This is a genomic window from Amycolatopsis sp. lyj-23, from assembly GCF_046549135.1.
Lineage (GTDB): Bacteria > Actinomycetota > Actinomycetes > Mycobacteriales > Pseudonocardiaceae > Amycolatopsis.
In genome coordinates, this window is the sequence record NZ_JAJPWN010000004.1 from 200,091 (window position 1) to 226,113 (window position 26,023).

23 protein-coding genes are annotated in these 26,023 nt (G+C 70.7%); 9 read left to right on the forward strand and 14 right to left on the reverse strand.

Annotation, left to right across the window (positions count from 1 at the left end; all coding sequences use genetic code 11):
• Positions 1-2: 2 nt before the first annotated feature.
• A complete protein-coding gene (locus ACLJPY_RS10250; RefSeq protein ID WP_410588274.1) occupies positions 3-1,784 on the reverse strand; it encodes an HEXXH motif domain-containing protein in 1,782 nt (593 codons plus the stop codon).
• Between ACLJPY_RS10250 and ACLJPY_RS10255 the strand changes: the two genes are divergently transcribed.
• A complete protein-coding gene (locus ACLJPY_RS10255) occupies positions 1,783-2,034 on the forward strand; it encodes a hypothetical protein (RefSeq protein ID WP_410587788.1) in 252 nt (83 codons plus the stop codon). The two genes, ACLJPY_RS10250 and ACLJPY_RS10255, sit on opposite strands and share 2 nt — an antisense overlap.
• A gap of 253 nt (positions 2,035-2,287) precedes the next feature.
• Here the strand turns inward: ACLJPY_RS10255 and ACLJPY_RS10260 are convergent, their stop codons facing one another.
• Positions 2,288-3,469, reverse strand: a complete 1,182-nt coding sequence (locus ACLJPY_RS10260) for a TetR/AcrR family transcriptional regulator (protein WP_410587789.1) — start codon at positions 3,467-3,469, stop codon at positions 2,288-2,290.
• Positions 3,470-3,618: 149 nt separating this feature from the next.
• On the opposite strand from ACLJPY_RS10260, the gene ACLJPY_RS10265 reads away from it, so the two are divergent.
• The gene (locus ACLJPY_RS10265) at positions 3,619-4,830 is read left to right on the forward strand and encodes an acetyl-CoA C-acetyltransferase (RefSeq protein WP_410567710.1); all 1,212 of its coding nucleotides are present in this window, start codon (positions 3,619-3,621) and stop codon (positions 4,828-4,830) included.
• An 8-nt stretch (positions 4,831-4,838) separates the two neighbouring features.
• On the forward strand, positions 4,839-7,010 hold the full coding sequence (locus tag ACLJPY_RS10270) for a 3-hydroxyacyl-CoA dehydrogenase NAD-binding domain-containing protein (protein WP_410587790.1): 2,172 nt from the start codon (positions 4,839-4,841) through the stop codon (positions 7,008-7,010).
• Positions 7,011-7,061: 51 nt separating this feature from the next.
• Here ACLJPY_RS10270 and ACLJPY_RS10275 read toward each other — a convergent pair whose 3' ends face one another.
• From ACLJPY_RS10275 to ACLJPY_RS10290, 4 genes are all read right to left on the reverse strand, one after another.
• On the reverse strand, positions 7,062-7,367 hold the full coding sequence (locus ACLJPY_RS10275) for an antibiotic biosynthesis monooxygenase family protein (protein ID WP_410587791.1): 306 nt from the start codon (positions 7,365-7,367) through the stop codon (positions 7,062-7,064).
• Positions 7,368-7,414: 47 nt separating this feature from the next.
• A complete protein-coding gene (locus ACLJPY_RS10280) occupies positions 7,415-9,454 on the reverse strand; it encodes an MMPL family transporter (protein WP_410587792.1) in 2,040 nt (679 codons plus the stop codon).
• Between the two features lie 113 nt (positions 9,455-9,567).
• Positions 9,568-10,233: a response regulator gene (locus ACLJPY_RS10285; protein WP_410587793.1), complete on the reverse strand. Its 666-nt coding sequence runs from the start codon at positions 10,231-10,233 to the stop codon at positions 9,568-9,570.
• Between the two features lie 7 nt (positions 10,234-10,240).
• Positions 10,241-11,308, reverse strand: a complete 1,068-nt coding sequence (locus tag ACLJPY_RS10290; RefSeq protein ID WP_410587794.1) for a sensor histidine kinase — start codon at positions 11,306-11,308, stop codon at positions 10,241-10,243.
• A 90-nt stretch (positions 11,309-11,398) separates the two neighbouring features.
• Here ACLJPY_RS10290 and ACLJPY_RS10295 point away from each other — a divergent pair, with 90 nt between their 5' ends.
• Both ACLJPY_RS10295 and ACLJPY_RS10300 read left to right on the forward strand, forming a co-directional pair.
• Positions 11,399-11,866 carry a DUF3761 domain-containing protein gene (locus ACLJPY_RS10295; RefSeq protein ID WP_410588275.1) on the forward strand — a complete coding sequence of 156 codons (468 nt, stop codon included), beginning with the start codon at positions 11,399-11,401 and terminating at the stop codon, positions 11,864-11,866.
• Between the two features lie 86 nt (positions 11,867-11,952).
• Positions 11,953-13,356: an MFS transporter gene (locus tag ACLJPY_RS10300; RefSeq protein WP_410587795.1), complete on the forward strand. Its 1,404-nt coding sequence runs from the start codon at positions 11,953-11,955 to the stop codon at positions 13,354-13,356.
• A gap of 170 nt (positions 13,357-13,526) precedes the next feature.
• Here ACLJPY_RS10300 and ACLJPY_RS10305 read toward each other — a convergent pair whose 3' ends face one another.
• The 4 genes from ACLJPY_RS10305 to ACLJPY_RS10320 all read right to left on the reverse strand — a co-directional run bounded on the left by ACLJPY_RS10305 (position 13,527) and on the right by ACLJPY_RS10320 (position 18,262).
• Positions 13,527-14,333 carry an SAM-dependent methyltransferase gene (locus ACLJPY_RS10305; RefSeq protein WP_410587796.1) on the reverse strand — a complete coding sequence of 269 codons (807 nt, stop codon included), beginning with the start codon at positions 14,331-14,333 and terminating at the stop codon, positions 13,527-13,529.
• 62 nt (positions 14,334-14,395) lie between these two features.
• Positions 14,396-15,199: an SAM-dependent methyltransferase gene (locus ACLJPY_RS10310; protein ID WP_410587797.1), complete on the reverse strand. Its 804-nt coding sequence runs from the start codon at positions 15,197-15,199 to the stop codon at positions 14,396-14,398.
• Positions 15,200-15,240: 41 nt separating this feature from the next.
• Positions 15,241-16,794: an acetolactate synthase large subunit gene (locus tag ACLJPY_RS10315; RefSeq protein WP_410588277.1), complete on the reverse strand. Its 1,554-nt coding sequence runs from the start codon at positions 16,792-16,794 to the stop codon at positions 15,241-15,243.
• 82 nt (positions 16,795-16,876) lie between these two features.
• On the reverse strand, positions 16,877-18,262 hold the full coding sequence (locus ACLJPY_RS10320; protein ID WP_410587798.1) for an FAD-binding oxidoreductase: 1,386 nt from the start codon (positions 18,260-18,262) through the stop codon (positions 16,877-16,879).
• Between the two features lie 181 nt (positions 18,263-18,443).
• Here ACLJPY_RS10320 and ACLJPY_RS10325 point away from each other — a divergent pair, with 181 nt between their 5' ends.
• Complete coding sequence (locus tag ACLJPY_RS10325; protein ID WP_410587799.1) at positions 18,444-19,265, forward strand: aldo/keto reductase; 822 nt, start codon at positions 18,444-18,446, stop codon at positions 19,263-19,265.
• A 41-nt stretch (positions 19,266-19,306) separates the two neighbouring features.
• On the opposite strand, the gene ACLJPY_RS10330 is transcribed toward ACLJPY_RS10325, so the two are convergent.
• Together ACLJPY_RS10330 and ACLJPY_RS10335 are read right to left on the reverse strand one after the other, a co-directional pair.
• The gene (locus tag ACLJPY_RS10330) at positions 19,307-19,804 is read right to left on the reverse strand and encodes a DUF3830 family protein (RefSeq protein ID WP_003079597.1); all 498 of its coding nucleotides are present in this window, start codon (positions 19,802-19,804) and stop codon (positions 19,307-19,309) included.
• A gap of 2 nt (positions 19,805-19,806) precedes the next feature.
• Positions 19,807-21,063 carry an aspartate aminotransferase family protein gene (locus ACLJPY_RS10335; protein ID WP_410587800.1) on the reverse strand — a complete coding sequence of 419 codons (1,257 nt, stop codon included), beginning with the start codon at positions 21,061-21,063 and terminating at the stop codon, positions 19,807-19,809.
• A 94-nt stretch (positions 21,064-21,157) separates the two neighbouring features.
• On the opposite strand from ACLJPY_RS10335, the gene ACLJPY_RS10340 reads away from it, so the two are divergent.
• From ACLJPY_RS10340 to ACLJPY_RS10350, 3 genes are all read left to right on the forward strand, one after another.
• The gene (locus ACLJPY_RS10340; RefSeq protein WP_410587801.1) at positions 21,158-22,621 is read left to right on the forward strand and encodes an NAD-dependent succinate-semialdehyde dehydrogenase; all 1,464 of its coding nucleotides are present in this window, start codon (positions 21,158-21,160) and stop codon (positions 22,619-22,621) included.
• Positions 22,618-23,676, forward strand: a complete 1,059-nt coding sequence (locus ACLJPY_RS10345; RefSeq protein ID WP_410587802.1) for a tartrate dehydrogenase — start codon at positions 22,618-22,620, stop codon at positions 23,674-23,676. Before ACLJPY_RS10340 ends, ACLJPY_RS10345 begins: the two co-directional genes overlap by 4 nt.
• A gap of 61 nt (positions 23,677-23,737) precedes the next feature.
• Positions 23,738-24,202 (forward strand): DUF4262 domain-containing protein, encoded by a 465-nt coding sequence (locus ACLJPY_RS10350; RefSeq protein WP_410587803.1) that lies wholly within the window; start codon positions 23,738-23,740, stop codon positions 24,200-24,202.
• Between the two features lie 319 nt (positions 24,203-24,521).
• On the opposite strand, the gene ACLJPY_RS10355 is transcribed toward ACLJPY_RS10350, so the two are convergent.
• Positions 24,522-25,241, reverse strand: a complete 720-nt coding sequence (locus tag ACLJPY_RS10355) for a GntR family transcriptional regulator (protein WP_410587804.1) — start codon at positions 25,239-25,241, stop codon at positions 24,522-24,524.
• Position 25,242: 1 nt separating this feature from the next.
• On the reverse strand, positions 25,243-25,989 hold the full coding sequence (locus ACLJPY_RS10360; protein ID WP_410587805.1) for a maleate cis-trans isomerase: 747 nt from the start codon (positions 25,987-25,989) through the stop codon (positions 25,243-25,245).
• Positions 25,990-26,023 lie beyond the last annotated feature (34 nt).

Below are 26,023 nucleotides of genomic sequence, written 5' to 3' on the forward strand. Positions count from 1 at the left end.
GGTCAGGAGAGCCGCTCGCCCGTCCAAGCGGCCAGCTCGTCGAGCGCAGGGGCGCCGCCCGTAGCTCGCAACTTCCGGTGCACCGCGCGGACCAGTCCGGGTACGGCGAGCAAGGCCCGCTTGGCCGGTCCGTCGGGGAGCGACAAAGCCAAGCCGATCAGGGCCGAAGCGTGGTCCGGATCGGTTGCGAGTTGCGCCGCGTACGCAGTCTGAGCTTCGTGCACCCGGCCTTTCACCAGCAGGTGATCAGCCTCCAGCGCCTCCGGGACAAGCGACCACAACTGCGACAGCCGGGTTTCGCCGTTTTCGCCCAGTCGGATCCGCACCAGGTCGGCGCGGGCGTTCGGCCAGTCGCCGTCCGAAGCCGTGTCGAGCCGGCCTCCCGATGGCAGGGTCGGACAGGGGAGTCCGTCCGTCCAGGCACGCGCGAGTCCGGCGACTGTCTCAGGCTCGAAGCGGACGTGGCGAAGCAGCCAGCCGGCGTGGTGGTCTGTCGCCAGCGTGTCCGCCCACTTTGCCGCTTCGCCCGCTGTCGGTTCGGCCTGCCACGGACCGAGCACTGCGGCCAGCTCGCCGAGAAAATGCTGTCCCGCGTTGGTCAGGCCCGAGTCGTCGCAGATCCCTTCCAGGGCGCGCCAGCTCTGAGCGCGCCAGTGGGCGAATTCGAACGCGGCCAGCAGGTCGTTCGGGCGCATTCGGGAAAGCGCTCGCCAGAATGCCGATACACCGAAGAAAGCGTAGATTCCGTGCACCAGGCCACCGAGTGGCCGGGGGTCTTCTCGCCACGGGGCGTAAAGCCGCTCGGTACGGTCGTCGTCATGCAGCCGGACGAGCTGGAGCAGGGCACCGAGCCGGATGTGCTGGAACTCGTGGACCAGTGCCGCGGCGAGTGTCGCCGGTTCGTCGGGAGTTGCGATGACCGCGCTGCCGAAGGCTTCGCCCGTCGATGCGCTGGGGAGCCGGAACGGGACGGCCGGTTCCGGGACGATCGACGTCAGACCCTCGGGCAGGACCTCGGCGTATGCGGGCAGACAATCGACGACCAGGCTCCAAGCCTCGCCGAGCAGGTCACGCCAGATCGCCGAATCGGTTTCCGCCAGCCGAGCCGGTGGGATCGGGTGGTACAGACCGCGATGCGGGTCCAGGTCGTCGAGCCGCAGTTCGAGGACACGGTCGCGGGCCTCGAACCGGAATGTCCGGAGCGAGCTCCAAGCCGAATCGCCGGGAGAAACACATGATTGTTCGCCGCGAATCGTGAATGCCCCCGCTGTCCCGTACACCTCAGCGGTGGTGAAGCCGCGGCCTCCGGCTAGCCGAGCCGCTCCCAGCGTCGGCAGCACGACACTGCCGTCCCAAACCGGCACCTGGACGGCGAAGTCCAGGTCCGCGTGGATCGCCGCCGCGGCGGCGAGCGTGTGCAGGTAGCCGTAGTGCACCCATAGCGGGCATTCCCCGGCCAGGTCCTGCTCGATCAGCCGGGTGGTGTACCCCGCCCAGCTTCCGGTGTACGGGTGGGCGAGGATGCATTCCAGCGCGCAGGGATCGGCTTCCTGCGCGCGGACCAGTAGCTGCCAGGCCCCTTCGGAACCGGTCAGCGGTCCAGTCAGCCGCGGGTCGGTCGCCGCCCGTTCCACCAGGCCGTATAGCAGAAGCAGGCGACGGCTCCGATCCGCGGTGCGCAGGGCGTCCACCGCCGCGATCCCACCGCCGCCACCGGCCAGTTGCTCGAAGGTGTTCCAGGCGATCGAGTGCACGTCCGGCTCGGACGAGACGGAGGCCATCATGCGCACGGAGAACCTTTCGGAGCGTTGGTCAGTCGACGCGCTTGGCGCCGCCGTCACTGCCGCTTGCGGTCACCGGGATGTGTGCGGTGCGGTCTACGGCGTGGCGGATCGATCGGTGAAGCGCAACAGGGTTGAGCTTTCGCAGTTCGAACAGCGAGATCGTGCTCAGGTCGAGGAGTTCGGATTTGATCCCCGGCTGTCCATTGCCATCCGGAGATCGCATGACGATATTTCCTCTTCCGCAACTTGAGAAACGACTGGCAAGTCGAACACAATTTAGCATGCGATGTGTAGCGCCATTCGGGTGACCCGGACCAAGTGTTTGCGCTGGTTGACGGATTCTTGGGCAGAGGAATCTGATCAAACATGTGATCGAACCAGCAGGGCGTACAAACCAGGTACTGAGTGTTATGTGTCGGTTGCTCTTGGGTGCGACCGGAAGAAGGTGCAATTCTGAAGGGAGTATTTGTCGATTTGTCGCGAAATGATCGTTCGTCCGGTGGCTAGTCGGCGACGCCGAGGACCGTGTGCAGCAGTGTTGTCAGCTCGGCTTCGAAGTGTGGCCTCGACGCCACCCGGCGCGTCCGGGCCAGGTCGTTGGCGATCGTCAGCGCTGCGTGCACCGTGATCTTCGCTTCGCGCGGAGGCAGCGAAGGCCGGACCGCCGACAGCAGCGTCACCCACTGGGCCACGTAGTCGCGCTGCACCCGCAGCAGGTCCACCTTGTCGCGGTCCGGCATCGTCACCCGGTCCGCCGAAAACGACACCAGCAGCTCCGGTGTGCGCAAGATCGTGTGCACGTACGACTCCGCCAGCCGGCGCAACGCCGAACGCTCGTCGGACGTCTGGAGGGCTTGCTCCGCCGCCCAGGCCAGCCTGTCCGCCGCGCGGTGGCCGATCGCCACCATCAAGGCCGCCTTGCTGGGGAAGTGTCGGTACACGCTCGGGCCCGCTATGCCCGCCGCGGCTCCGATGTCCTCCATGCTCACGGCGTGGAAGCCTCGCTGGGCGAACAGGGCCGTTGCCTCGGCCAGCACCTGCTCGCGGCGGGACGGCGTGCCCAGGCTCGACGCCGCCGGTGGCGGTGGGGAAGACGGTGCCGGCAGTGTGGCGTTCAACACACCCAGCGCCAATTCGACCAGCAGCTGGGCGAAGCGGCGGCGGGCCACCGACGTGTGGTGGACCGATACGCTCCCGAACACCGACAGCGCCGCCCAGCAGAGCAGCTCCGCGTCCTCGGCCGGCAGCTCCGGGCGCCGGGCCAGCAGGGCCTTCGACCACGCCGTCAGTGCCAGCGCCGACCGGCGGGCGATCTCGCGCTGGTCCTCCTTCGGCAGGTGGCGGCCTTCCCAGCGCCACAACGCCGCGATTTCGCGACGCTCGACCGCTTGGGTGGCGAGCCGTCCCAGAAGGACCTCGAGCTGGTCAGCGGGGGAAACCGCGTCCGACAGCGCCTCCGCCGTCGCCGTCTCGAGATCGTCGAAACCGCTCAGGACCACGTACGCCAGGATCGCCTGCTTGTCCGCGAAGTGGCGGTACAACGCCGGGCCCGTGACGCCCGCCGCGTCCGCGATGTCCTTGATGCCGACTCCGGGGAAGCCGCGCGCGCGGAACAGCTCCGCCGCCACCGCGGCCAGCTGGGCCTTGCGGTCGCGGGGGCGCGTGCTGCGTTCGACGTCGGTCATGGTGAGTGAACGATAGCGGCTAACGGCACACCTGCAACCCATTGACACCTTGGGGTTATCCGGCGCTAAGTTAATGGGCATTAGCCCTACTGGCCGGTATCATCGGTCACGGTACGAAGACGTCCCACACGCTCGCGAGGAGTTGTTCTGTGAGTAGCGAGGCCTACATCTACGAGGCGATCCGCACGCCTCGCGGCAAGAACAAGGGCGGTGCCCTGCACGGCACCAAGCCGGTCGACCTCGTGGTCGGCCTGATCAACGAACTCAAGGTCCGCCACCCGAACCTCGACCCCGCCGCGATCGACGACGTCGTGCTGGGCGTCGTCTCGCCGGTCGGCGAGCAGGGCGCCGTCATCGCGCGCACCGCCGCGCTGAACGCGGGCCTGCCCGAGACCGTCGCCGGCGTGCAGCTCAACCGCTTCTGCGCCTCCGGCCTCGAGGCCACCAACACCGCCGCGCAGAAGGTCCGCTCCGGCTGGGACAACCTGATCATCGCCGGCGGTGTCGAGTCGATGTCGCGCGTGCCGATGGGCTCCGACGGCGGCGCGCTGTTCATGGACCCGGCCACCGCGTACGACAACTACATCGTCCCGCAGGGCACCGGCGCCGACCTGATCGCCACCATCGAGGGCTTCTCCCGCGAGGACGTCGACCGCTGGGCCGTCCGCTCGCAGGACCGCGCCGAGGCGGCCTGGTCCGGCGGCTACTTCGCCAAGTCCGTCGTCCCGGTCAAGGACATCAACGGCGTCACCATCCTGGACCACGACGAGCACCGCCGTCCCGGCTCCACCGTCGAGGGCCTCGGCAAGCTCAAGCCCGCCTTCGCCGGCATCGGCGAGCTGGGCGGCTTCGACGCCGTGGCGCTGCAGAAGTACCACTCGGTCGAGAAGATCAACCACGTCCACACGGGCGGCAACTCCTCCGGCATCGTCGACGGCGCCGCGCTGGTGCTCGTCGGCTCCGAGCAGGTCGGCAAGACCTTCGGGCTGACCCCGCGCGCCCGGATCGTGGCGACCGCGTCGATCGGCTCCGAGCCGACGATCATGCTGACCGGTCCGACGCCGGCCACCGAGAAGGTGCTGAAGGCCGCGGGTCTCAAGCCCGAGGACATCGACCTGTGGGAGCTCAACGAGGCGTTCGCCTCCGTCGTGCTCAAGTGGATCAAGGACCTGCACCTCGACGAGGAGAAGGTCAACGTCAACGGCGGCGCGATCGCCATGGGCCACCCGCTCGGCGCCACCGGCGCCATGCTGGTCGGCACCGTGGTCGACGAGCTGGAACGCCGCCAGGCGCGGCGCGCGCTGGTGACCCTGTGCATCGGCGGCGGCATGGGCGTCGCCACCATCATCGAGCGGGTGTGAGGACCGAAATGCCTGAAAGCAAGACCATCCGCTGGGAGCAGGACGAAGACGGCATCGTCACCCTGACCCTGGACGACCCGAACCAGTCGGCGAACACGATGAACGCCGCCTTCCGCGAGTCGCTCGGCGTCACCGTCGACCGGCTCGAGGCGGAGAAGGACACCATCACCGGCGTGGTGATCACGTCCGCCAAGAAGACGTTCTTCGCCGGCGGCGACCTGAACGACCTCATCCAGGCCAAGCCCGAGAACGCGGTCGAGCTGACCGAGGGCAGCGGCGCGATGAAGGGCCAGATGCGCCGCATCGAGCAGCTCGGCAAGCCGGTCGTCGCGGCGATCAACGGCGCCGCGCTCGGCGGCGGCCTCGAGATCGCGCTGGCGACGCACCACCGCATCGCCGCCGACGTCAAGGGCAGCCAGCTCGGCCTGCCCGAGGTGACGCTGGGCCTGCTGCCCGGCGGCGGTGGCGTCGTGCGCACCGTGCGCCTGCTCGGCATCCAGAGCGCGCTGCTCAACGTCCTCCTGCAGGGCCAGCGGCACCGCCCGGCCAAGGCGCTCGAGCTCGGGCTGGTGCACGAGCTCGTCGGCTCGGTCGAGGAGCTCGTGCCCGCCGCGAAGGCGTGGATCAAGGCGAACCCCGAGGGCGGCGTGCAGCCGTGGGACGTCAAGGGCTACAAGATCCCCGGCGGCACCCCGTCGAACCCGAGTTTCGCGGCCAACCTGCCGGCGTTCCCGGCGAACCTCCGCAAGCAGATCAAGGGCGCGAACATGCCGGCGCCGCGGGCGATCCTGGCCGCCGCGATCGAGGGCGCGCAGGTCGACTTCGACACCGCGCAGCTGATCGAGACGCGCTACTTCATCCACCTCGCCACCGGCCAGGTCTCGAAGAACATGACGAAGGCGTTCTTCTTCGACCTGCAGACCATCAACTCCGGCGGCTCGCGGCCGGACGGCTTCGAGAAGTACACGGCCAAGAAGGTCGGTGTCCTCGGCGCCGGGATGATGGGCGCCGCGATCGCGTACGTCTCGGCGAAGGCGGGTATCGACGTCGTCCTCAAGGACGTCTCGCTCGAGGCGGCCGAGAAGGGCAAGGGCTACGCGGAGAAGCTGGAGCAGAAGGCCCTCTCGCGCGGCAAGACCACGCAGGAGAAGTCGGACGCGCTGCTGGCGAAGATCAAGCCGACCGGTGACCCGGCCGACTTCGCGGGCGTCGACTTCGTCATCGAGGCCGTCTTCGAGAGCGTCGAGCTGAAGCACAAGGTGTTCGGCGAGATCGAGAGCGTCGTCAACGCCGACGCGGTGCTGGGCTCCAACACCTCGACGCTGCCGATCACCACCCTCGCCGAGGGCGTGCAGCGCACCGAGGACTTCATCGGGATCCACTTCTTCTCGCCGGTGGACAAGATGCCGCTGGTCGAGATCATCTGCGGTGAGAAGACGTCGCCGGCCACGCTGGCGAAGGTCTTCGACTACACGCTGCAGATCAAGAAGACCCCGATCGTCGTCAACGACAGCCGCGGCTTCTTCACCTCGCGGGTGATCGGCACGTTCATCAACGAAGCGGTCGCCGCGCTGGGCGAGGGCGTCGAGCCGGCGTCGATCGAGCAGGCCGGTGCGCAGGCGGGCTACCCGGCGCCGCCGCTGCAGCTGATGGACGAGCTGACGCTGACCCTGCCGCGCAAGATCCGCAAGGAGACGCGCGAGGCGGTCGAGGCCGCGGGCGGCACCTGGAAGTCGCACGCGTCGGAGGCCGTGATCGACCGGATGGTCGAGGAGTTCGACCGCAAGGGCCGCTCGACGGGCGCGGGCTTCTACGAGTACGACGCCGAAGGCAAGCGCGCCGGCCTGTGGCCGGGCCTGCGCGACGCGTTCAAGTCCGGCTCGGCGGAGGTGCCGTTCGAGGACCTCAAGGAGCGGATGCTCTTCGCGGAGGCCCTCGAGACGGTGAAGTGCTTCGACGAAGGCGTGCTGACGTCGGTGGCGGACGCCAACATCGGCTCCATCTTCGGCATCGGCTTCCCGGCGTGGACCGGCGGTGTCATCCAGTACATCAACCAGTACGAGGGTGGCCTGCAGGGCTTCGTCGACCGGTCCCGCGAGCTGGCCGCCCGGTACGGCGACCACTTCGAGCCGCCGGCTTCGCTGGTGGAGAAGGCCGCCAAGGGCGAGATCTACGAATAGGCAGTGACGCAGACGGGCCGTTCCCCTGTTCAGGGGAACGGCCCATTTTCGTCACAGTGCGACGGCGACTTCCGCGTGGTGCACGCGGTCGTCCCAGCGGCTCAGCGCCCGCCGTCCGGCTTCTTCGACACGGGCTTCTTCGTAGCTGTCTCCGGCGAAGCCCCGTACGGCGTCGAGGTCGGTGAAGAACGTGATCGAGGTGAACTCGACCTCCTCGCCGTCCGTCCGGCGCAGCAGCCGGGCGCCGCGGAAGCCGGGCAGGTCGCGCAGGTGCTCCGCCACTTCGGTCTCGTAGTGCCGCTCGTAGTCGTCGGCCGTCGCGGCGGGCGCCCAGCCCCGCCAGGTGCGTGCGATCATTCGGTTCCCCTGTCCGTGAAGGGGTGTCGACGGTACAGCGACCGGAGTCAGGGCTCCAGCGCGAAGTGCGGCAACCGCCGGTCCAGCCACCCCGGCAGCCACCACGCCCGCGCGCCCAGCAGCCGCATGACGGCCGGGACCACCAGGCAGCGGATCACCACCGCGTCCAGCAGGACCGCGACCGCCAGGCCCAGGCCGAACTGGGCCAGCATCCGCGACGGGTCCAGCAGGAACGCGCCGAACACCAGCACCATGATCGCGCCCGCCGCCGTGATCACCGCGCCCGTCGAGGCCAGGCCTTCGCGCACCGCCAGCTGGGCGTGGCCCGTCCGGCGCCACTCCTCGTGCATGCGGGACACCAGGAAGACCTCGTAGTCCATCGACAGCCCGAAGACGATCGCGAAGATCATCACCGGGACGAACGCCTCGATCGGGCCCGGCTGCGCGCCGAACCAGCCGTCGCCGAACACCAGTGTCAGCACGCCGAGGGACGCGCCGATGCTCAGCAGGTTCAGCAGCGCCGCCTTGAGCGGAACCAGGACCGAGCGGAACACCACCACCAGCAGTAACGCCGACAGCCCGACGACGACCAGCACGAACAGCGGCAGCCGGTCCGCGACGGCGTCCGCGAAGTCCGTGGCGGCCGCCACCGAGCCGCCGACCAGGTAGTGCCCCGGCAGCGTCGGCAGCACCTCGGTCCGCAGCCGCGTCACCAGCTCGGCTGTGGCCGCGTCCTGCGGTGACGTCGTCGGGAACACCAGGGTCGTCCGGCCTGTGGGCGGCAGGACCCGTGCGACGCCCGGGGTCGAGGACAGTTTCCGCTGCAGCGCAACCGGGTCGCCGTCCTCGGTGACGATCGCGAGCGGGCCCGTGAAGCCCGGGCCGAAGCCCTCGGCCAGCAGCTCGTACGCCTGTCGCGTGGTGGAACCGGCCGGGTCGGTGCTCGCGTCGGCGAACCCGAGCCGCATCCCGGCGGCCGGAATGGACAGTCCGATCAGGACGGTCAGGCCGACGGCCAGCGGGGCCCACGGACGGCGCTGGACGCCGTCGGCGAGCCGTCGCCACGCCTTGCCGTGGTCCCGCCGGAGAGCGTGCCGCCGGATGCCGCGTTCCAGCCGCTTGCCGAACAGCGAGAGCAGCGCGGGCAGGAGCGTCACGGACGCGAGCATCGTCATCAGGACGGTGAGCGCGACGGACAGCGCGACCCCGCGCAGGCCGCCGAGCCCGAGCGCGAGGAGGCCGAGCAGCGCGATGATCACGGTCGTCCCGGCGAACAGCACCGAGCCCGCCGTGTCGAGCGCCCGCCGTCCGGCGGATTCGCGGTCGTGGCCGGCGAGGATCTCGCTGCGGTAGCGGGAAAAGACGAGCAACGCGTAGTCGACGCCGACGCCGAACCCGACCAGCATCATCAGCGGCGAGGTGTAGCTCGCGATGTCGACGAAGTGCGAGACGACCGTGATCACGCCCAGCGTGCTGCCGACGGCGAACACCGCGGTGAGCACCGGCAGCCCGGCCGCGAGCAGCGAGCGGAACAGGAACACGAGGATGACCAGCGCGGCGAGCAGGCCGACGCCTTCCGCGGGGCCGCCGCTCTTGGAAATCCGCTCGATCGGGTCCCCGGCCAGCGCGACTTCGACGGGCCCGGCCCGCTTGGCGGTGTCGGCGAACTTCACGATGTCGTCGTAGGGCAGGTCGGTCGAGGCCGCGTCGAAGGTGACGGTGGCGTACCCGATCCGCCCGTCGGGAGCGAGCGTCTCGGTCACCGACCGCACGTGCGGCAAGGACCGGACCTCGCTCAGCATGGTGTCGATCGGTGCGCGGTGCGCGGCGAGCCCGTCGCCGGCCTTCAGCACGATCTGCGCGCTCGCGCCGGACTGCGCGGTGTTGTGCAGCAGGTCGACGACCTGCTGCGATTCGGTGCCGGGCAACGAGTTGTCGTCGTGGAACGCGCTGCCCGCGAGCCGGGAGGTGAACGTGACGCCGAGGAGAACGAGGGCCCAGAGCGCGACGGCGAGCCACCGGTGGCGCTGGGCCCAGCCGGCCAGCCGGGCCAAGCCGCCGCCGGGAGTACGGGTGATGGTGTCCATGGCGGATAAGGATTCGCGAGCCGGGCCTACCGCGCGTCGCGCAGCGGAGGACACTTCGCGTGCTCCCGGCGGTGTCCCTTAAGGCCGGTCCCGTACACCCGGGGGAGTACGGCTCAGGGCGCGAGCCACCTCGGCGTCACCGCGCCGGACTCGTAGGCGAGGACGACCAGCTGCGCCCGGTCGTGCGTGCCGGTCTTGGTCATGATGCGGCTGACGTGCGTCTTCGCCGTCGCCGGGCTGAGGGTGAGCTCGCGCGCGATCTCGTCGTTCGACAGCCCGGCCGCGACCAGGGTCAGCACCTCGCGTTCGCGGTCGGTGAGCCGGTCCAGGGCCGCGGACGGTGCCGGGCGCGTGCTGCGGGCCGCGAATTCGGCGATCAGCCGCCGGGTGATGGACGGCGCCAGCAGCGCGTCGCCGCGGGCGACCACCCGCACGGCGTGGATCAGCTCCTCGGGCTCGGTGTCCTTGACCAGGAACCCGCTCGCACCCGCCCGCAGCGCGCCGTAGACGTCTTCGTCGAGGTCGAACGTCGTGAGGATGACGACCTTGGCCCGCACCGCCGGGTCTTCGAGCAGGTGCCGGGTGGCGGCGAGGCCGTCGAGGACCGGCATCCGGATGTCCATCAGCACGACGTCGGGGTGGTGGTCGTGCGCGGCCTGCAGCGCCTCGCGCCCGTCCGCGGCCTCGGCCACGACGGTGATGTCGTCCTCACCGTCCAAAATGGACCGGAAGCCGGCGCGGACGAGCCGCTGGTCGTCGACGAGCAGGACCCGGATCATCGGCCCATCATCGCACCGGCAGCCGGGCGCGCACCCGGTAGCCGCCGCCTTCGCGCGGCGCCGCGGTCAGTTCGCCGCCGAGCGCCCGCGCGCGTTCGGCCATCCCGCGGATGCCGTTGCCCGCCGGGGCCGCGCCGCCGCGGCCGTCGTCGTCGACCTGCACGGACAGCTCGTCTTCGCCGTAGCCGAGCCGGACGACGACGGTCCGCGCGCCGGCGTGCTTGGCGACGTTCGTCAGCGCCTCCTGGACCACCCGGAACGCGGCGTGCTCGACGTCCGGCGGCAGGTCGCGGGCGACGCCGTCGACCTCGGTCCGCACGGTCCGCCCGGAGGCGCCGACCGATTCGGCCAGCTCGGCCACCCGCTGGAGGCCGGGGCCGCCGGCCTGGCGGAGCATGCCGAGCGTCGTGCGCAACTCCTGGAGTGCGGTCTTGCTGGCGTCCTTGATCGCCGCGAGCGCCTCCTCGGCCTGGCCCGGGTCACGCCGGTGCAGCGCGGCGCCGGCCTGGACGTTGATCAGCGCGAGGTGGTGGCCGAGGACGTCGTGCAGCTCGCGGGCGATGCGCAGGCGCTCGTCGGTGGCGCGCGCCCGGGCCTCGGCCTCCTTGGTGCGCTCGGCCTCGGCCCGGTAGTGCGCGACGGCGCCGCCCGCGACCAGGGCGACGAACCAGCCGGTCATCAGGAAGAAGGCGAAGTTGTCGACGTGCCGCCCGGTCCGCGAGCTGATTTCGCCGGCGGTGACACCGGCCATCGCGGCGACGACGAGCAGCGCCGCCCCGCGGATCCGCCCGGCCGCGGCGGCGTTGTAGAGGGCGTAGGCGAAGGCGAGCAGGACGAGGCCGTCGGGATCGGTGAGCGGGTAGTAGAGCGCGCAGCAGACGAGCGCGAACCCGGCGACACCGAGCGGGTACCGGCGCCGGAGGAAGAGGGCGGCGCAGCACAGGAGGGTGAGCACCCAGCCGAGGGCGGCGTGGTGCGCGGGCTTGGCGCCGTCGTTCAGGACGGCGAAGAGCGAGCCGGCGAGGACCGCGACGACGACGGCGAGCTCGGCCGCGAACCGCCGGAGCCAGGACATGCGGAAAGTTTAGGAGAACGGCGTAACAACCGGGCGCTCCCGATCGACTTCCGCACATTGCTTCGTGTTGCTAAGGGAGTCGTCGTGCGGATGAAACTCGGTGCGGTCCTGGCCGCCGGTGTGCTGGTCGCGGGGTGCGGGGTCGGTTCCGTGCCGCCCAAGGACGCCGGCAACCTCGGCGTTCTCGCGCCCACTACTTCGGCCTATCCCACCCCCACCTACCCGACGCCCACGCCGACGCCGACCGAGGTCACGACCTCGGCTCCGGCCACCTCCGAAGCGCCGGTCGTCACCGCCGCTCCGGTGGCCACCGCCGCTCCGGTGGCCCCGCGGACGACAGTGGCGAAGCCGAAGGCGGCAGCCACCACCGCCCAGGCCGCGCCCAAGCCGGCCGAGTGCGGCGCCGACTACTACCGGAACTCCGACGGCACCTGCGTCCACCGGCCGAGTGACAACCCGTCCGGCGCGACGGCCATCTGCAAGGACGGCAGCTACAGCTACAGCCAGCACCGTTCGGGCACCTGCTCCGGCCACGGAGGCGTCCGCACCTGGCTGTGACGAAACCGCCACTCGTACGGAAACCCGTCACCCCGTGGGTACAGTGCATGAAGTTGCATGACGCGTACTAAGTACACGCTGGGGGTGTGGTGGTGTCCCGTTCCGGCCGCCCGATCGTCGTGGTGCTCGCTTCCTGCGGGCTCGTCGCGTCGTTCATGCAGACGCTGGTCGTGCCGCTGATCCCGGTCTTCCCGCGGCTGCTGCACGCCTCCGCCGCCGATGCCTCCTGGGTCGTCACCGTGACGCTGCTGGCCGCGTCCGTCATCACGCCGGTCAGCGGGCGGCTCGGCGACCTCTACGGCAAACGGCGGATGATCCTGGTCAGCCTCGGGCTGCTCATCGCCGGCTCGATCGTGTCCGCGACGACCAGCGCGCTCGCGTTCCAGATCCTCGGCCGCGGGCTGCAGGGCTGCGCGATGGGCGTCATCCCGCTCGGCATCAGCATCATGCGCGACGAACTGCCGCCCGAACGCGTCGGCGGCGCCATCTCGCTGATGAGCGCCACGCTCGGCGTCGGCGGGGCGATCGGGCTGCCGGTCGCGGCCGTGGTGGCCGAGAACGCCGACTGGCACGTGCTGTTCTGGACCGCTGCCGGGCTCGGGCTGGCCTGCGCGCTGCTCATCCTGACCGTGGTGCCCGAGTCGCCGCTGCGCACGCCCGCGCCGTTCGACTACTTCGGCGCGCTCGGGCTGGCCGCCGGGCTGCTCTGCCTGCTGCTGCCGGTGGTCAAGGGCGGCACGTGGGGCTGGACCAGCGCGCCGACGCTCGGGCTGGCCGCGGTCGCCGTCGTCATCCTGCTCGGCTGGGGCGCCTACCAGCTGCGCCGCCGCGACCCGCTGGTCGACCTGCGGGTGTCGGCGCGGCGTCCGGTGCTGTTCACCAACCTCGCGTCGATCATGGTCGGCTTCGCCTTGTACGCCATGGCGTTGTCGTTCCCGCAGCTGCTGCAGGCGCCGGCGTCGACCGGCTACGGGCTGGGGCAGACGATGGTCGAGTCCGGCCTCACGCTGGCCCCGAACGGCCTGGTGATGATGCTGCTCTCGCCGGTTTCGGCGCGGCTCATCGCCCGGTTCGGCCCGCGTCCGACGCTGATGAGCGGCGCGCTGGTGATCGCGGCCGGGTACGGGTTCGCGATCGTGCTGATGGACAACGCGTTCGAGCTGATCACGGCGTCGGTGATCATCGGCGCCGGCGTCGGCATCGCGTACGCGGCGATGCCCGCGCTGATCATGGGTTCGGTGCCGGTCACCGAAACGGCGTCGGCGAACGGCCTGAACTCCCTGATGCGCTCGGTCGGCACGGCCATCTCCAGCGCGGTGATGGCGGCGATGCTGGCCCAGCTGACGATCACCGTCGGCGGCCTGCCGGTGCCGTCGCTGGCCGGCTTCCGCGCGACGTTCGCGGTGGCCGCGTCCGCCGCGCTGGCCGGCGTGCTGCTGGCGGCGCTGGTCCCGAGGACGCGGACCGCGCCGGAGCTGGTCGCCGTCTAGTTCTTGCGTCTGAGGTTCGTTGAGCGGCCCGGCTCAAGCGCCCCAAGGCGGCCTTGGGTGCGTCTGACGCACCGAAGGCCACATTGGGGCGCTCGGGACCCGCACTCCGGCTCGGCTCGGCTCGGCTCGGCTCGGCTCGGTGAGCATCAATCAATTCGCGACGCGCGGCACTAATTCTTGCGGGCCACCAGGGCCAGCCCGCCGCACTCCGCGGGGTTCGGTGGCATCTCGGTGGGGTCGTCCGGCCGCCACTCGGGGATGAACACGATGCCCGGGTCGACGATCTCGAAGCCGTCGACCAGCGCGCGGAGCTCGTCGGCCGAGCGCGGGGTTACCGGGTTCGCGCTCTTCTGGTACATCGCGACCGCGCGGGCCGTGTCGTCGCTCTGCTGCTCGTACGTCGCGGACGACAGGGCGAGGTAGCTGCCGGGCGCGAGCGCGTCGCGGTAGGCGGCGATCAGCCGGGCCGGGTTGCGCTCGTCCGGGATGAAGTGCACGAACAGCGCCATCACCACCATCAGCGGCTGGTCCAGGTCCAGCAGCATCTCGGTGGTGTCGTGTTCGAGGACGTCTTCGGGGAACTCGGCGTCGGCGTGCACCATCGCCGCGTTTTCGTTGTCCTCCAGGACGATCTCGCTGTGCGCCACGGCGACCGGCTCGTTGTCGACGTACACGACCCGCGACCGGGCGTCGACGGCCTGGGCGACCTCGTGCACGTGGCCCACGGTCGGCATGCCGGAACCGATGTCGAGGAACTGCCGGATGCCCTGGTCCATCCCGAACCGGATGGCCCGGCGCAGCCACTGCCGGTTGAGCCGCGCCCGCTCGCGCGCGTTCGGCTGCGCGGCCAGCACCTGCTCGGCGAACATCCGGTCGACGGCGTAGTTGAGCTGCCCGCCGAGGATGTAGTCGTACACGCGCGCCGCGTTGGGTTTGTCGAGGTCGATGCCCCGCCGCGCGTACTCGTCTTCGCTCATCCGCCGCTCCTGGAGTCAGGTGTGACGCGAGGATAGCCGGAGTTCTCCCGCCGCCGGCGAGGTCATCGGTTCTTGCGCGCCACCAGCGCAAGTCCGCCCGACCGCTCCGGCGGGTCCGCCGGCGGCTCGTCCGGGCGCCACTGCGGCGTGAACACGATCCCCGGCGGCAGGATCTCGAACCCGCGCACCAGCGCCCGCAGCTCGTCCGGCGAGCGCAGGGTCAAGGGCGTGCCGCTCTCCTCGTACAGCGCCACCGAACGCCGGGACTCCTCGCCCTGCCCCTCCCAGGTGCCCGACGACAGCGCCAGAAAACTGCCCGGGACGAGCGCGTCGCCGTAGGCCGCGATCAGCCCGGCCGGGTCGCGGGAGTCCGGGACGAAGTGGATGAACGCCGCCATGATCACCAGCACCGGCTCGGTGAAGTCCAGCAGCCGCTCGGTCGTCGGGTGCTCGAGGACGTCGGCCGGGCGCTCGGCGTCGGCCTGCACCATGGCGGCGTTCTCGTTGCCCGCCAAGACGATCTCGCTGTGCGCGATCGCGATCGGCTCGTTGTCGACGTACACGACCCGCGCCTGCGGGTCGACCGCTTGGACGACTTCGTGCACGTGCCCGACCGTCGGCATGCCCGAGCCGATGTCAAGGAATTGCCGGATGCCCTGCGCCGCGGCGAACCGCGCGGCCCGGCGCAGCCACATCCGGTTGACCAGCGCCATGTGCCGCGCGTTCGGCAGCACGCCGAGGATCTGCTCGGCGAACACCCGGTCGACGGCGTAGTTGAGCCGGCCGCCGATCAGGTAGTCGTACACGCGGGCGGCGTTCGGCCGGTCGAGGTCGAGTCCCCGCTGCGCGTGTACGTCTTCGTGCATCCGCCGCTCCCCGGCTCGGTGTGTCGGCGAGGATAGCCGGGTCAGAGCAGAGGCGGCACCACCGCGTCGATGAGGTGCGGACCCGGTTCCGCGAAGGCGCGCTGGAGCTGTTCGGCGAGCTCCTCGGCGGTCGTCGCGCGGGTCGCGGGCACGCCCATGCCCTCGGCGATCTTGACGAAGTCCATGTCCGGCCGCGAAAGGTCGAGCAGGTCGTTCGCCTTCGGGCCGCCCGAGGCCGCGCCGACGCGCTGCAGTTCCAGCCGCAGGATCGCGTACGCGCGGTTGTTGAGCAGCACCGTCGTGACGTTCAGGTTCTCCCGCGCCTGCGTCCACAGCGCCGAAATCGTGTACAGCGCACTGCCGTCGGACTGCAGGTTCAGCACCGGCCGGTCCGGCGCCGCGACGGCCGCCCCGGTGGCCACCGGCATGCCGTAGCCGATCGCGCCGCCGGTCAGCGTCAGGACGTCGTGGCGCGGCGCACCGGCCGTCGCCATCGGCAGCATCAGGCCGGAGGTGTTGGCCTCGTCGGCGATGATCGCGTCGTCCGGCAGCAGCGCCCCGATCACGTCGACCCAGTTCTGCGGGGTCAGCGGCCCGCTCGGCAGCGACGGCCGCGCCGGAGGAGCCAGCACGGGCTCGGTGTCCGCGGCGACCAGCTCGGCGACCTCGTTCAACGCCCGCGTGACGTCCTGACCGACCGACGCGAGCGTGTGCACCTGGGCGCCTTCGGGCACCAGATCGCTCGCCTTGCCCGGGTAGGCGAAGAACGACACCGGCGCTTTCGTGCCGGCGACGACGACGTGCTTGATCCCGTCGAGCTGGTAGGCGACCTGCTCGGCGAGGTAGCCGAGGCGCTCGATCGCGGGCAGGCCGGCGCCGCGCTCCAGCCGGGCCGGGAACGTCTCGACGAACGCCTTCGCGCCGGTCGCGGCGGCGATCCGGCTCGCCGCTCGCAGGCCCTCCTCGCGGCACGCGCTGCCGCCGACGAGCAGCGCCACCGGCTCCCCGGTCCCGAACACCGCGGCGATGTCCTTGACCGTCGTGGCGTCCACGGCCTGCGGCTCGCGCGGCGGGATCGGCGCGCAGGTCTCGCCGCCCTCGCCCCACGACGCGTCGGCGGGCAGGATCAGCGTGGCGACGCGGCCGGGCGCGTCCTGGGCGGCAGCGACCGCGGCGGCGGCGTCCGCCCCGACGTCCTTGGTGTGCTCCGAGCGGCGCACCCAGCCTTCCAGCGAACCCGCGACGGCCTCGATGTCCGACTCCAGCGGCGCGTCGTACTGCTTGTGGTAGGTCGCGTGGTCGCCGACGACGTTGACGATCGGCGTGTGCGCGCGCCGCGCGTTGTGCAGGTTCGCCAGGCCGTTGCCCAGGCCGGGCCCGAGGTGCAGCAGCGTCGCGGCGGGCTTGTCCGCGATCCGCGCGTACCCGTCAGCAGCACCGGTGACGACGCCTTCGAACAGCGCGAGCACGCCCCGCATCTCCGGGACGGTGTCGAGCGCGGCGACGAAGTGCATCTCCGACGTGCCGGGATTCGCGAAGCAGACCTCCACACCGGCGTCGACCAGCGTGCGGATCAGGGACTGGGCGCCGTTCATCTCACTCATGCGCACACCTCGCTGACGCTCGGCGCGGCCTGAGCGGCAAACGCTGTGTTGAATGATTCGTTCGCAAGCTCACTCATGCGGTTCCTTCGGGAAAGAGAACGCCGGGGTTGAGGATCCCGGCGGGGTCGAAGCTCTGCTTGATCCGGCGCATCAGCTCGATCTTCGCCGGGTCTTCGAGTTCCTGGTGGTACTTCGCCTTGGTGCGGCCGAGGCCGTGCTCACCGGAGATCGCGCCGCCGAGTTCCATGGCGTAGGCGAAGATGTCGGTGAGCAGCTGCTTCCGCTTCGCGTCGTCCTTGCAGAAGATGCCGAGGTGGACGTTGCCGTCGCCGGCGTGCCCGCAGCCGAGCGCGCCGCCGCCGGCGGCCATCGCGAGCTCCCGCGCCTTCGCGATGAACTGCGGCATCGCGGTCCGCGGCACGACGACGTCGATCACGTCGTCGGCGCCGGCCGCTTTAGCGGTCCAGAAGGCCTTTTCGCGAGCCTCGATGAGCTTGCGGGCGGCATTGCCTTCGAGGACGTACACGTCGGTGGCGCCCAGTTCGCTCAGCAGCTCGCCGACGGTCTCGACGTCCTCCTCGAGCCGCCCGCTCTCGCGGTTTTCCAGCGCCACCACGAGGTACGCCTCGCTGGTTTCGCGGATCTTGTCCGGGACGCCCAGTTCGAGCTTCTCGTTGTAGACGATCGCCGCCATCGTCAGGTTGTCGATGTACTCGAGGACGTGCGGCGCGAGCCCGCTGGAGAGCACCTCCGGCACCGCGGCCATCACCTGGCCGAAGTCGCCGAAGGGGGCGAGCACGGTGGCGCCGTGGGCCAGCCGCGGGTGCAGCTTGACGGTGATCTCGGTGGCCAGCGCGAGGGTGCCTTCGGAGCCGATGATCAGCTGCGTGAGGTCGTAGCCGGTGGAGATCTTGGACGTCTTCCCGCCGGTCCGGATGATCTCGCCGGTCGGCAGCACGGCCTGCAGGCCGAGCACGTTGTTGCGGGTGACGCCGTACTTGACCGCGCGCATCCCGCCGGCGTTGGTCCCGACGTTCCCGCCGACGCTCGCGCTGAGCTCGCCGGGGTAGACGGTGTAGCCGAGCCCGGCTTCGGCGGTCTTGGCGTCGAGTTCGGCGAGCGTGACGCCGGGCTGGACGACGGCGACGTGGTTCCCGGTGTCGACTTCCAGGACGGCGTTCATCCGCTCGAAGGAGATCAGCAGCCCGTCCGCCTGGGGCCGGGCGGCCCCGGACAGCCCGCTACCGGAGCCGCGGGCGGTCACGGGGACGTTGTGCTCCGAAGCGGCCTTCAGCAGCTCCGCGACTTCTTCGGCCGTTGCCGGCTTCGCGACGTACGCGGGCTTCTGCGGTTCCGCCGTCAGCGCTTCGTCGTGCGCGTAGTCCTCCGAAATCGCCTCGCCGGTGAGCAGGTTTCCGGTCCCGACGATCTCGGCCAGGCGTGCTGCCACGTCGCCCATCGGCAGTTTCTCCTCCGCGCCGTTGCTGTGGTTACCGCAGCGTAGTACGTACCGGCGGTACGCCGCCATGAAGGAGTTTCATGTTAGCGCCACGCAGGGTGATCACCCTGTTACGCAGGCTTCGATTTAGCTCAGGCTAAATCTCTGGCGGGTGACGGCGACGGCGGGCGAAGCTTCCGGCATGACCTCGACGTACACCTTCGAAGACGGGTTTTCCGTGCACCGCTTGGGTTTCGGTGCGATGCGGCTCACCGAGTGGGACCAGGTGAACGACGGCGCCGAGCAGGTCGCGCGCCGCGCGGCGGAGCTCGGCGTGACGTTCTTCGACACCGCCGACGCCTACGACCTCGGCCGGAACGAGGAGCTGCTCGCCGACGCGCTCCACCCGTACCCGGGACTGCTCGTCGCGACGAAGTGCGGGCACGCGCGTCCCAGCCGCGGCGAGTGGGTCCCGCTCGGCCGGCCCGAATACCTCCGGCAGCAGGCGGAACTGTCGTTGCGACGCCTGCGCGTCGACCGCCTCGAGCTCCTGCAGCTGCACCGGGTCGACCCGCAGGTGCCGCTCGCCGACCAGATCGGGGCCCTCGCCCGGCTGCGCGACGAAGGCAAGATCGCCCGGATCGGGCTGTCCGAAGTCACCGTCGGGCAGCTGGCGCAGGCGCGGGCCATCGCGCCGATCGCGAGCGTCCAGAACCGCTACAACCTGACCGACCGCGCGTCCGACGACGTGCTGGACTACTGCGAGCGCGCCGGGATCGCGTTCATCCCGTGGCTCCCGATCGCCCGCGGTGACCACGCGAAGGCGGGCGGCGTGCTGGGCAAGATCGCGGCCGATGCCGGCGCGACACCCGCACAGGTGTCGCTCGCGTGGCTGCTGCGCCGGTCGCCGGTCGTGCTCCCGATCCCGGGGACGTCTTCGGCCGCGCACCTGGAGGAGAACTGCGCCGCCGACGGCGTCACGCTGTCCGACGGCGACTTCGAGCAGCTGAACGCACTGGGCTGAACCCGGCCCGGCCGCGGGAAGTCCGCGGCCGGGCCGGTGGTTCAGGCGCGCGCGAACGAAAGTGTCTCGCCTTCGACACCCCGCAGCCACAGGTCCTGCGCGGCCGCCGCCATCTCGGCGAGGCCCTCCTCGATCGTGGCGAACACGTTGCCGGGCACCCAGCCCGCGTCGCCGTTGATCAGCAGGTTGTTGCGGCCGTAGAAGATGGCCAGGTCGGTCGCGCCCTGGTCGCTGTGCGCCTCGCTGCCTTCGTCGTAGCCGTACGCCGGGTTGCCGATTTCCCAGGCCTCGAACCCGAAGTACACGACGTCGCCGGGGATCGGCGTGATCGTCGGGTTCTCCCGCCCCGGCTTGGGTTCCGCGAACGGCGGCACGAGCGTGTAGACCTCGTTGCGCGCGTACTTCGCGTGGTAGGCCGAACCGCTCTGCGGCAACGCGTCCCAGACCGCTTTGCAGGTCCGCGGCGCCTCGTCATCCAGCAGCCGCGCGCGGCAGGAGACACCGCGCTTGTCGAGGGTGATCGTGATGTACCGCGCCACGCTCAGCTCCCCGTGACCGAGGCGACGACGTCGCCCCAGATCCGCAGGGCGTCGTCGACCTGCTCGGCGGTGACGACCAGCGGCGGCACCATGCGGACGACGTTCATGTACGGCCCGCAGGTGAGCAGCAGCAGCCCGTTCTTCGCCGCCGCCTGCTGGGCGGCCTGCGCGGTGGCCGTGTCCGGTTCGCCGTCGGCGGTGGTGAACTCCGAGCCGACCAGCAGCCCGAGCCCGCGCACCTCGCCGATCGACGGCGTCTTGTCCGCGATCACCCGCGCGCCTTCGAGCAGCTGCCGACCGCGCTCGGCGGCGTTCTCGACGAGGTTCTCCTGCTGGATCACTTCGAGCGTCGCGATCGCCGCGGCGCACGAAACGGCGTTGCCGCCGTACGTCCCGCCCTGCGAGCCCGGGAACGCCTTCGCCATCAGCTCCTGCGAAGCGGCGATGCCGGACAGCGGGAAGCCGCTCGCCAGGCCCTTCGCGATGAGGACGATGTCGGGGGAGACGTCGAAGTGGTCGTGGCCCCAGAACTTCCCGGTGCGGCCGAACCCGGTCTGGATTTCGTCGACGACCAGCAGGATCCCGTGCCGGTCGGCGCGCTCGCGCAGGCCGGCCAGGAACTCGGTGTTCGCCGGGACGTACCCGCCCTCGCCCAGCACCGGCTCGACGAAGAACGCGGCCGTCTCGTTCGGCGCGCTGACGGTCTGGAACAGGTAGTCGAGCTCGCGCAGCGCGAACTTCGTCGCCGTCCGCTCGTCCCAGCCGTAGTGGTAGGCGTACGGGAACGGCGCCACCTGCACGCCCGCCATCAGCGGGCCGATGCCGGCGCTGAACCGCGTCCCGGACGTCGTCATGGACGCGGCGGCGACGGTCCGGCCGTGGAACCCGCCCTGGAAGACGATGACGTTCGGGCGTTTCGTCGCCTGCCGCGAGAGCCGCAACGCCGCTTCGACCGCTTCGCTGCCCGAGTTCGCGTAGAAGAGCGAGTCGAGTCCGCTCGGCAGGACGGCGCCGAGGCGTTCGGTCAGCTCGAGGAGCGGCTTGTGCATGACCGTCGTGTACTGGCCGTGGACCAGCTTGCCGATCTGCTCCTGCGCGGCCCGCACGACGTGGGGGTGGCAGTGCCCGGTGCTCGTGACGCCGATGCCGGCGGTGAAGTCGAGGTGGCGTTTGCCCTCGACGTCGTAGAGGTAAACCCCTGCACCGTGGTCGACCACGACGGGCGTTGCCTGCTTGAGCAGCGGAGATAGCTGGGCCATGGCAGCGTGCTCCTAGGTCGGTTCGAGCGGGTTGTCGATTGTTGACAATATCCATAGCATGGCCCTCGGGACAACACGTGAGGAGCAAGTCGGGATGAGCGCGAGCACCGAGTCCGGCGTCGTCGAGGCGGTCGGCAAGGAACTGTTCATCGGCGGCAAGTGGGTGGCCGCCCAGGGCGGGAAGACGTTCGCCGTGGTCGATCCGGCCACCGGGAAGGAGCTGTGCCACGTCGCCGACGCCTCGCCGTCGGACGGCGTCGCGGCCCTGGACGCCGCCGTCGCGGCGCAGGCCGATTTCGCGAAGATGGCGCCCCGGGAGCGCGGTGAAATCCTCCGCCGCGCCTTCGAGCTGCTGATGCAGCGCCAGGAGGAACTGGCGCTGCTGATGACCCTGGAGATGGGCAAGCCGCTCGCCGAGTCGAAGGGCGAGATCGCCTACGCCGCCGAGTTCTTCCGCTGGTTCGCCGAAGAAGCCGTCCGCATCGACGGCGGCTACGCGACCGCTCCCAACGGCGCCGGCCGGTTCCTCATCACCAAGCAGCCGGTCGGGCCGACGCTGCTGATCACGCCGTGGAACTTCCCGATGGCGATGGGGACGCGCAAGATCGGCCCGGCGATCGCCGCGGGCTGCACGACGGTGATCAAGCCGGCCGCCCAGACGCCGTTGTCGATGCTCGCGCTGGCCGGCATCCTCGCCGAAGCGGGGCTGCCGGACGGCGTGCTCAACGTCGTCACGACCAGCGACTCCGGTGGCGTGATGGAACCGCTGATCCGCGACGGCCGCGCCCGCAAGCTGTCCTTCACCGGCTCGACCGGCGTCGGCCGCAAGCTGCTGGAGCAGTGCGCCGACAAGATCTTGCGAACGTCGATGGAGCTGGGCGGCAACGCGCCGTTCCTGGTCTTCGAGGACGCGGACATGGACGCCGCCGTCGAAGGCGCGATGCAGGCGAAGATGCGCAACATCGGCGAGGCGTGCACCGCGGCGAACCGGTTCTACGTGCAGCGCGGCGTCGTCGACGAGTTCGCGCGCCGGTTGACCGAGCGCATGCAGGGCCTGCCGATGGGCCGCGGCACCGAGAAGGACGTCGTGGTCGGCCCGCTGATCGACCAGAACGCCGTCGACAAGGTGACCGAGCTGGTCAAGGACGCCACCGACCGCGGCGCCCGCGTCCTCACGGGCGGTTCGGGCGTCGACGGCCCGGGCCACTTCTACCAGGCCACCGTGCTCACCGACGTGCCGCAGGAGGCGCGGCTGACGCACGAGGAGATCTTCGGGCCGGTCGCCCCGATCACGCCGTTCGACACCGAAGAAGAGGCGGTGGCGAAGGCGAACGACACCGAGTTCGGGCTGGTTTCGTACGTCTTCACCAGCGACCTCAAGCGCGCGCTGCGGGTCTCGGAAGCCCTGGAAGCCGGGATGATCGGGCTCAACCAGGGCATCGTGTCGAACCCGGCGGCGCCGTTCGGCGGGATCAAGCAGTCCGGGCTGGGCCGCGAAGGTGGCTCGGTCGGCATCGACGAGTTCCTGGAGACCAAGTACATCGCGGTGGCCCTGTGACGGCCTACCGCCTGGCGAGCATCCCCGGCGACGGGATCGGCGTCGACGTCACGGCCGAGGCCCGCAAGGTCCTCGACCGGGCGTCGGCCCGGTTCGGTTTTTCGCTGGAGTGGACCGAGTTCGACTGGAGCTGCGAGCGGTACGCCCGGGTCGGCGCGATGATGCCGGAAGACGGCGTGGCCCAGCTTTCGGCGTTCGACGGCATCCTGCTCGGCGCGGTCGGTTTCCCCGGCGTGCCGGACCACGTTTCCCTGTGGGGCCTGCTGATCCCGCTGCGACGGGCGTTCCAGCAGTACGTCAACCTGCGCCCGGTGCGGCTGCTGCCGGGCACGGTCTCGGCGCTGGCCGGGCGGAAGGCCGAGGAGCTGGAACTGGTCATCGTCCGGGAGAACTCCGAAGGGGAGTACTCGGCGATCGGCGGGCGGCACAACGCCGGCCGTCCGGACGAATTCGTGCTGCAGGAGTCGGTGTTCACGCGCGTCGGCGTCACGCGGATCATCCGGTACGCCTTCGAACTGGCCCGGACGCGGTCCTTGCGCGTCTGCTCGGCGACGAAGTCCAACGGGCTGATCCACTCGATGCCGTTCTGGGACGAGATCTTCGCCGAGGTCGCGGCGGAGTTCCCGGGAGTCCACAGTGAACAGATGCACGTGGACGCGCTGGCCGCGCGGATGGTGCAGGCCCCGGACCGGCTCGACATCGTGGTGGCGTCGAACCTCTTCGGCGACATCCTGAGCGACCTCGCGGCCGCGATCACCGGCGGGCTCGGCATGGCACCCTCCGGCAACATCAACCCATCGGGTGAATTCCCGTCGATGTTCGAGGCGGTCCACGGGAGCGCTCCGGACATCGCCGGGCAGGGGATCGCCAACCCCGTGGCGCAGATCCTGGCGGCCGCGATGCTGGTCGAACACTTGGGCGAAACCGTTGCGGCACAAGCAATCCGTGCCGCGGTGGACGGCGTCCTCGACGACGGCCGCGTCCGCACGCCCGACCTCGGCGGCACGGATACCACAGAACGCCTCGGCACGGCGGTGGCCGAAGCGCTGGGCTGAGTTTTGTCGGTGCCCTCCGGCACGGTGGTCCCCGAGCCCACCGAAGGGGGAGGAGTCACCGATGTGCTTCGAGTGCGAGAACCCGGACAGATCCGGTTACCTGGAACGGCTTCGCGGCGGCGTGGCCGACCGTGGCTGGCTGGTGCAGGCAGTGGCGCCAACGGGCCCGTACCCGCCGTGGGCGTACACGATCGGCCTGAGCGGGTACGGCTTGCCGGAGCTGGTCGTGACGGGCCTGCCGATGCTCACGGCCGGCACCCTGCTGAATTCCCAGGCTTCCGCCACCCTGCGCGGCTCGCCACCTTCGGCGGGCGAACGCATCCCGCTGCCCGGCGGCCCGTTGCTGGAGGTCGTCGAGCTCGCGGAGCCGTCGGCGCACCTGGTGTTCGCGGTCGCGCTGTACGGCCCGGCGATCCGTGCGCTGCAACTGGTCCACGCGGACACCCAGGGCCGCTTCCCCTGGTCCCCCGCCTACCGCAACGGCCAAGCCGGCCAGCCAGTCCTGGGACCCCGCCATGCCCACTGACCAAACCCCCAAGATGCCCCTCCAGTCACGCAAGATGCCCGCCCAATCACGGGAGATGCCCCTCCAGACACGCGAGATCCGCCCCCAATCACGCGAGTCCCGGCCCCAATCACGCGAGTTCCGGTTCGGATCACGCGAGTCCCGGCCCGAGTCACGTGAGTTCCGGTCCCGGAACCGCGTGTCGTCCTCGCCGGTCCGCGAACCGACCCTCCAGGTACGCAGGCCGACCCTCCAGGTACGCAGGCCGACCCTCCAGGTACGCAGGCCGACCCTCCGGGTACGCGAACCGACCCCCGAGGCACGCGAGTCGACCCGTCCGTCACGCGCTTCCCGGCACCGGCGGCGCGTGCCCGTCCCGCAGGCTCGTGCCCGGCGCAAGCCGCTGGACCGCATCCTCCATGTGCGCCTCCAGCAACGTCAGCGCCGTGTCCTCATCACCGTCGCGCAGAGCCTGGATGAGCTTCGTGTGCTCCTCCACGCGCTCCTCGACCCGCTGGTACGTGCTCTGCAGCGCCGTCAGGCACATGCGCGTCTCGATGAGCAGCGTCCGGGCCATCCGCACGAGCCGCTTGCTGCCCGAGGCGTTGATCAACGCCTCGTGGAACTTCAGGTCCGCGGTGGAGAGCGCGCCGGGGTCGTCCTCGCTGGCCGCCGTCGCCATCTCGGTGACGGTCTGCTCGAGCAGGTCCGCGATCCGGTCGCGGTCGCCGCCGCGGAGGGCGCGCAGCATCGCGGCTCGCTCGATCGCGGACCTGGCCGCGTAGATGTCGTAGACGTCGCCCGGCTCGAGGTCGATCACGAACAGCCCGCGGTGCCGTTCGCTGCGCAGCAGCCCTTCGGACACCAGGTGCTGCATGGCTTCCCGGAGCGGCCCCCGTGACACCTGGAACCGCGCGGCCAGCTCGGTCTCGCCGAGCTGGGTCCCGGGCGGGAGGGCGCCCGTCATGATCGCGTCACGCAGCTGGCGCGCGATGACGGCGGCCGTCGACTCGCGGCTCACCGGCTCGATCTCGGGCAGCATGCCCGGTGGCAGGGCCATCTCAGGCGCTCCCGTCCGGCAGGTGCCGGAAGAGCGCGCCGAGCGAGCGGACGAGCCGGTGCTGCCCGGTCAGGCGCAGGCCCTCCCACACCGTGACCTGGTTGGCGGTCAGCACGGGCTTGCCGAGCGCGGCCTCCACGGCGTTGATCTCGCCGAGGGTGCGCATGGCGGTGTCCGGCACGAGCACCGCCTGGGCGTCCGGGTGGTCGTGGCCGACAGCGAGCTCGACGACGGCCTCCGGGCTCATCGCGCCGACTTCGGCCGCCGTGACGATGTCCGCGCTGGCCATCGACACGACCTCGATGCCGCCGGCCCGGAGGAAGTCCGCGAACAGCCGGGCGATGTCGTCCGGGTAGCTGGCGGCGACGGCGACCCGCTCGACGCCCAGCGCCCGCGCGGCGTGCACGAACGCGAAGGAGGTGCTCGACGCCGGAACCCCGGCGACGGCGGTGAGGCGGTCGGCCTGGTCGCGGGCGCCGTCCCAGCCGTAGACGAAGCTGCCGCTGGTGCACGCCCAGATCACCGCGGCGGGCTCGTGCTTGGCGAGGAGGGCGGCGCCGTCGGCGAGGCGGGCTTCGCTGCCGAGGTCCAGCAGCTCGGCCACCGCGTGCTTGTCGGTGCCGTAGATGTGCTCGACCGCCAGCCGGATGTCGCCCTCGTCGACGGCGGTGCCGCCGAGCAGCTGCTCGGCCAGCGGGTAGTCGTCTTCGGCGGCGTGGTCGGGGTAGATGAAACCGATGGTGGTCACGGAACCTCCGGAGGGGACGCAAATTGTCGACAAT

What these genes read in the sequence shown, in the direction of transcription:
- ACLJPY_RS10310 (WP_410587797.1), bottom strand. Translation starts at nt 15,199, where the DNA reads ATGCACGAAGACGTACACGCGCAGCGGGGACTCGACCTCGACCGGCCG.
- ACLJPY_RS10305 (WP_410587796.1), bottom strand. Translation starts at nt 14,333, where the DNA reads ATGAGCGAAGACGAGTACGCGCGGCGGGGCATCGACCTCGACAAACCC.
- ACLJPY_RS10355 (WP_410587804.1), bottom strand. Translation starts at nt 25,241, where the DNA reads ATGGCCCTGCCACCGGGCATGCTGCCCGAGATCGAGCCGGTGAGCCGC.
- ACLJPY_RS10260 (WP_410587789.1), bottom strand. Translation starts at nt 3,469, where the DNA reads ATGACCGACGTCGAACGCAGCACGCGCCCCCGCGACCGCAAGGCCCAG.
- ACLJPY_RS10290 (WP_410587794.1), bottom strand. Translation starts at nt 11,308, where the DNA reads ATGTCCTGGCTCCGGCGGTTCGCGGCCGAGCTCGCCGTCGTCGTCGCG.
- ACLJPY_RS10250 (WP_410588274.1), bottom strand. Translation starts at nt 1,784, where the DNA reads ATGATGGCCTCCGTCTCGTCCGAGCCGGACGTGCACTCGATCGCCTGG.
- ACLJPY_RS10350 (WP_410587803.1), top strand. Translation starts at nt 23,738, where the DNA reads ATGTGCTTCGAGTGCGAGAACCCGGACAGATCCGGTTACCTGGAACGG.
- ACLJPY_RS10295 (WP_410588275.1), top strand. Translation starts at nt 11,399, where the DNA reads ATGAAACTCGGTGCGGTCCTGGCCGCCGGTGTGCTGGTCGCGGGGTGC.
- ACLJPY_RS10280 (WP_410587792.1), bottom strand. Translation starts at nt 9,454, where the DNA reads ATGGACACCATCACCCGTACTCCCGGCGGCGGCTTGGCCCGGCTGGCC.
- ACLJPY_RS10255 (WP_410587788.1), top strand. Translation starts at nt 1,783, where the DNA reads ATGCGCACGGAGAACCTTTCGGAGCGTTGGTCAGTCGACGCGCTTGGC.
- ACLJPY_RS10325 (WP_410587799.1), top strand. Translation starts at nt 18,444, where the DNA reads ATGACCTCGACGTACACCTTCGAAGACGGGTTTTCCGTGCACCGCTTG.
- ACLJPY_RS10275 (WP_410587791.1), bottom strand. Translation starts at nt 7,367, where the DNA reads ATGATCGCACGCACCTGGCGGGGCTGGGCGCCCGCCGCGACGGCCGAC.
- ACLJPY_RS10320 (WP_410587798.1), bottom strand. Translation starts at nt 18,262, where the DNA reads ATGGGCGACGTGGCAGCACGCCTGGCCGAGATCGTCGGGACCGGAAAC.
- ACLJPY_RS10340 (WP_410587801.1), top strand. Translation starts at nt 21,158, where the DNA reads ATGAGCGCGAGCACCGAGTCCGGCGTCGTCGAGGCGGTCGGCAAGGAA.
- ACLJPY_RS10270 (WP_410587790.1), top strand. Translation starts at nt 4,839, where the DNA reads ATGCCTGAAAGCAAGACCATCCGCTGGGAGCAGGACGAAGACGGCATC.
- ACLJPY_RS10285 (WP_410587793.1), bottom strand. Translation starts at nt 10,233, where the DNA reads ATGATCCGGGTCCTGCTCGTCGACGACCAGCGGCTCGTCCGCGCCGGC.
- ACLJPY_RS10335 (WP_410587800.1), bottom strand. Translation starts at nt 21,063, where the DNA reads ATGGCCCAGCTATCTCCGCTGCTCAAGCAGGCAACGCCCGTCGTGGTC.
- ACLJPY_RS10315 (WP_410588277.1), bottom strand. Translation starts at nt 16,794, where the DNA reads ATGAACGGCGCCCAGTCCCTGATCCGCACGCTGGTCGACGCCGGTGTG.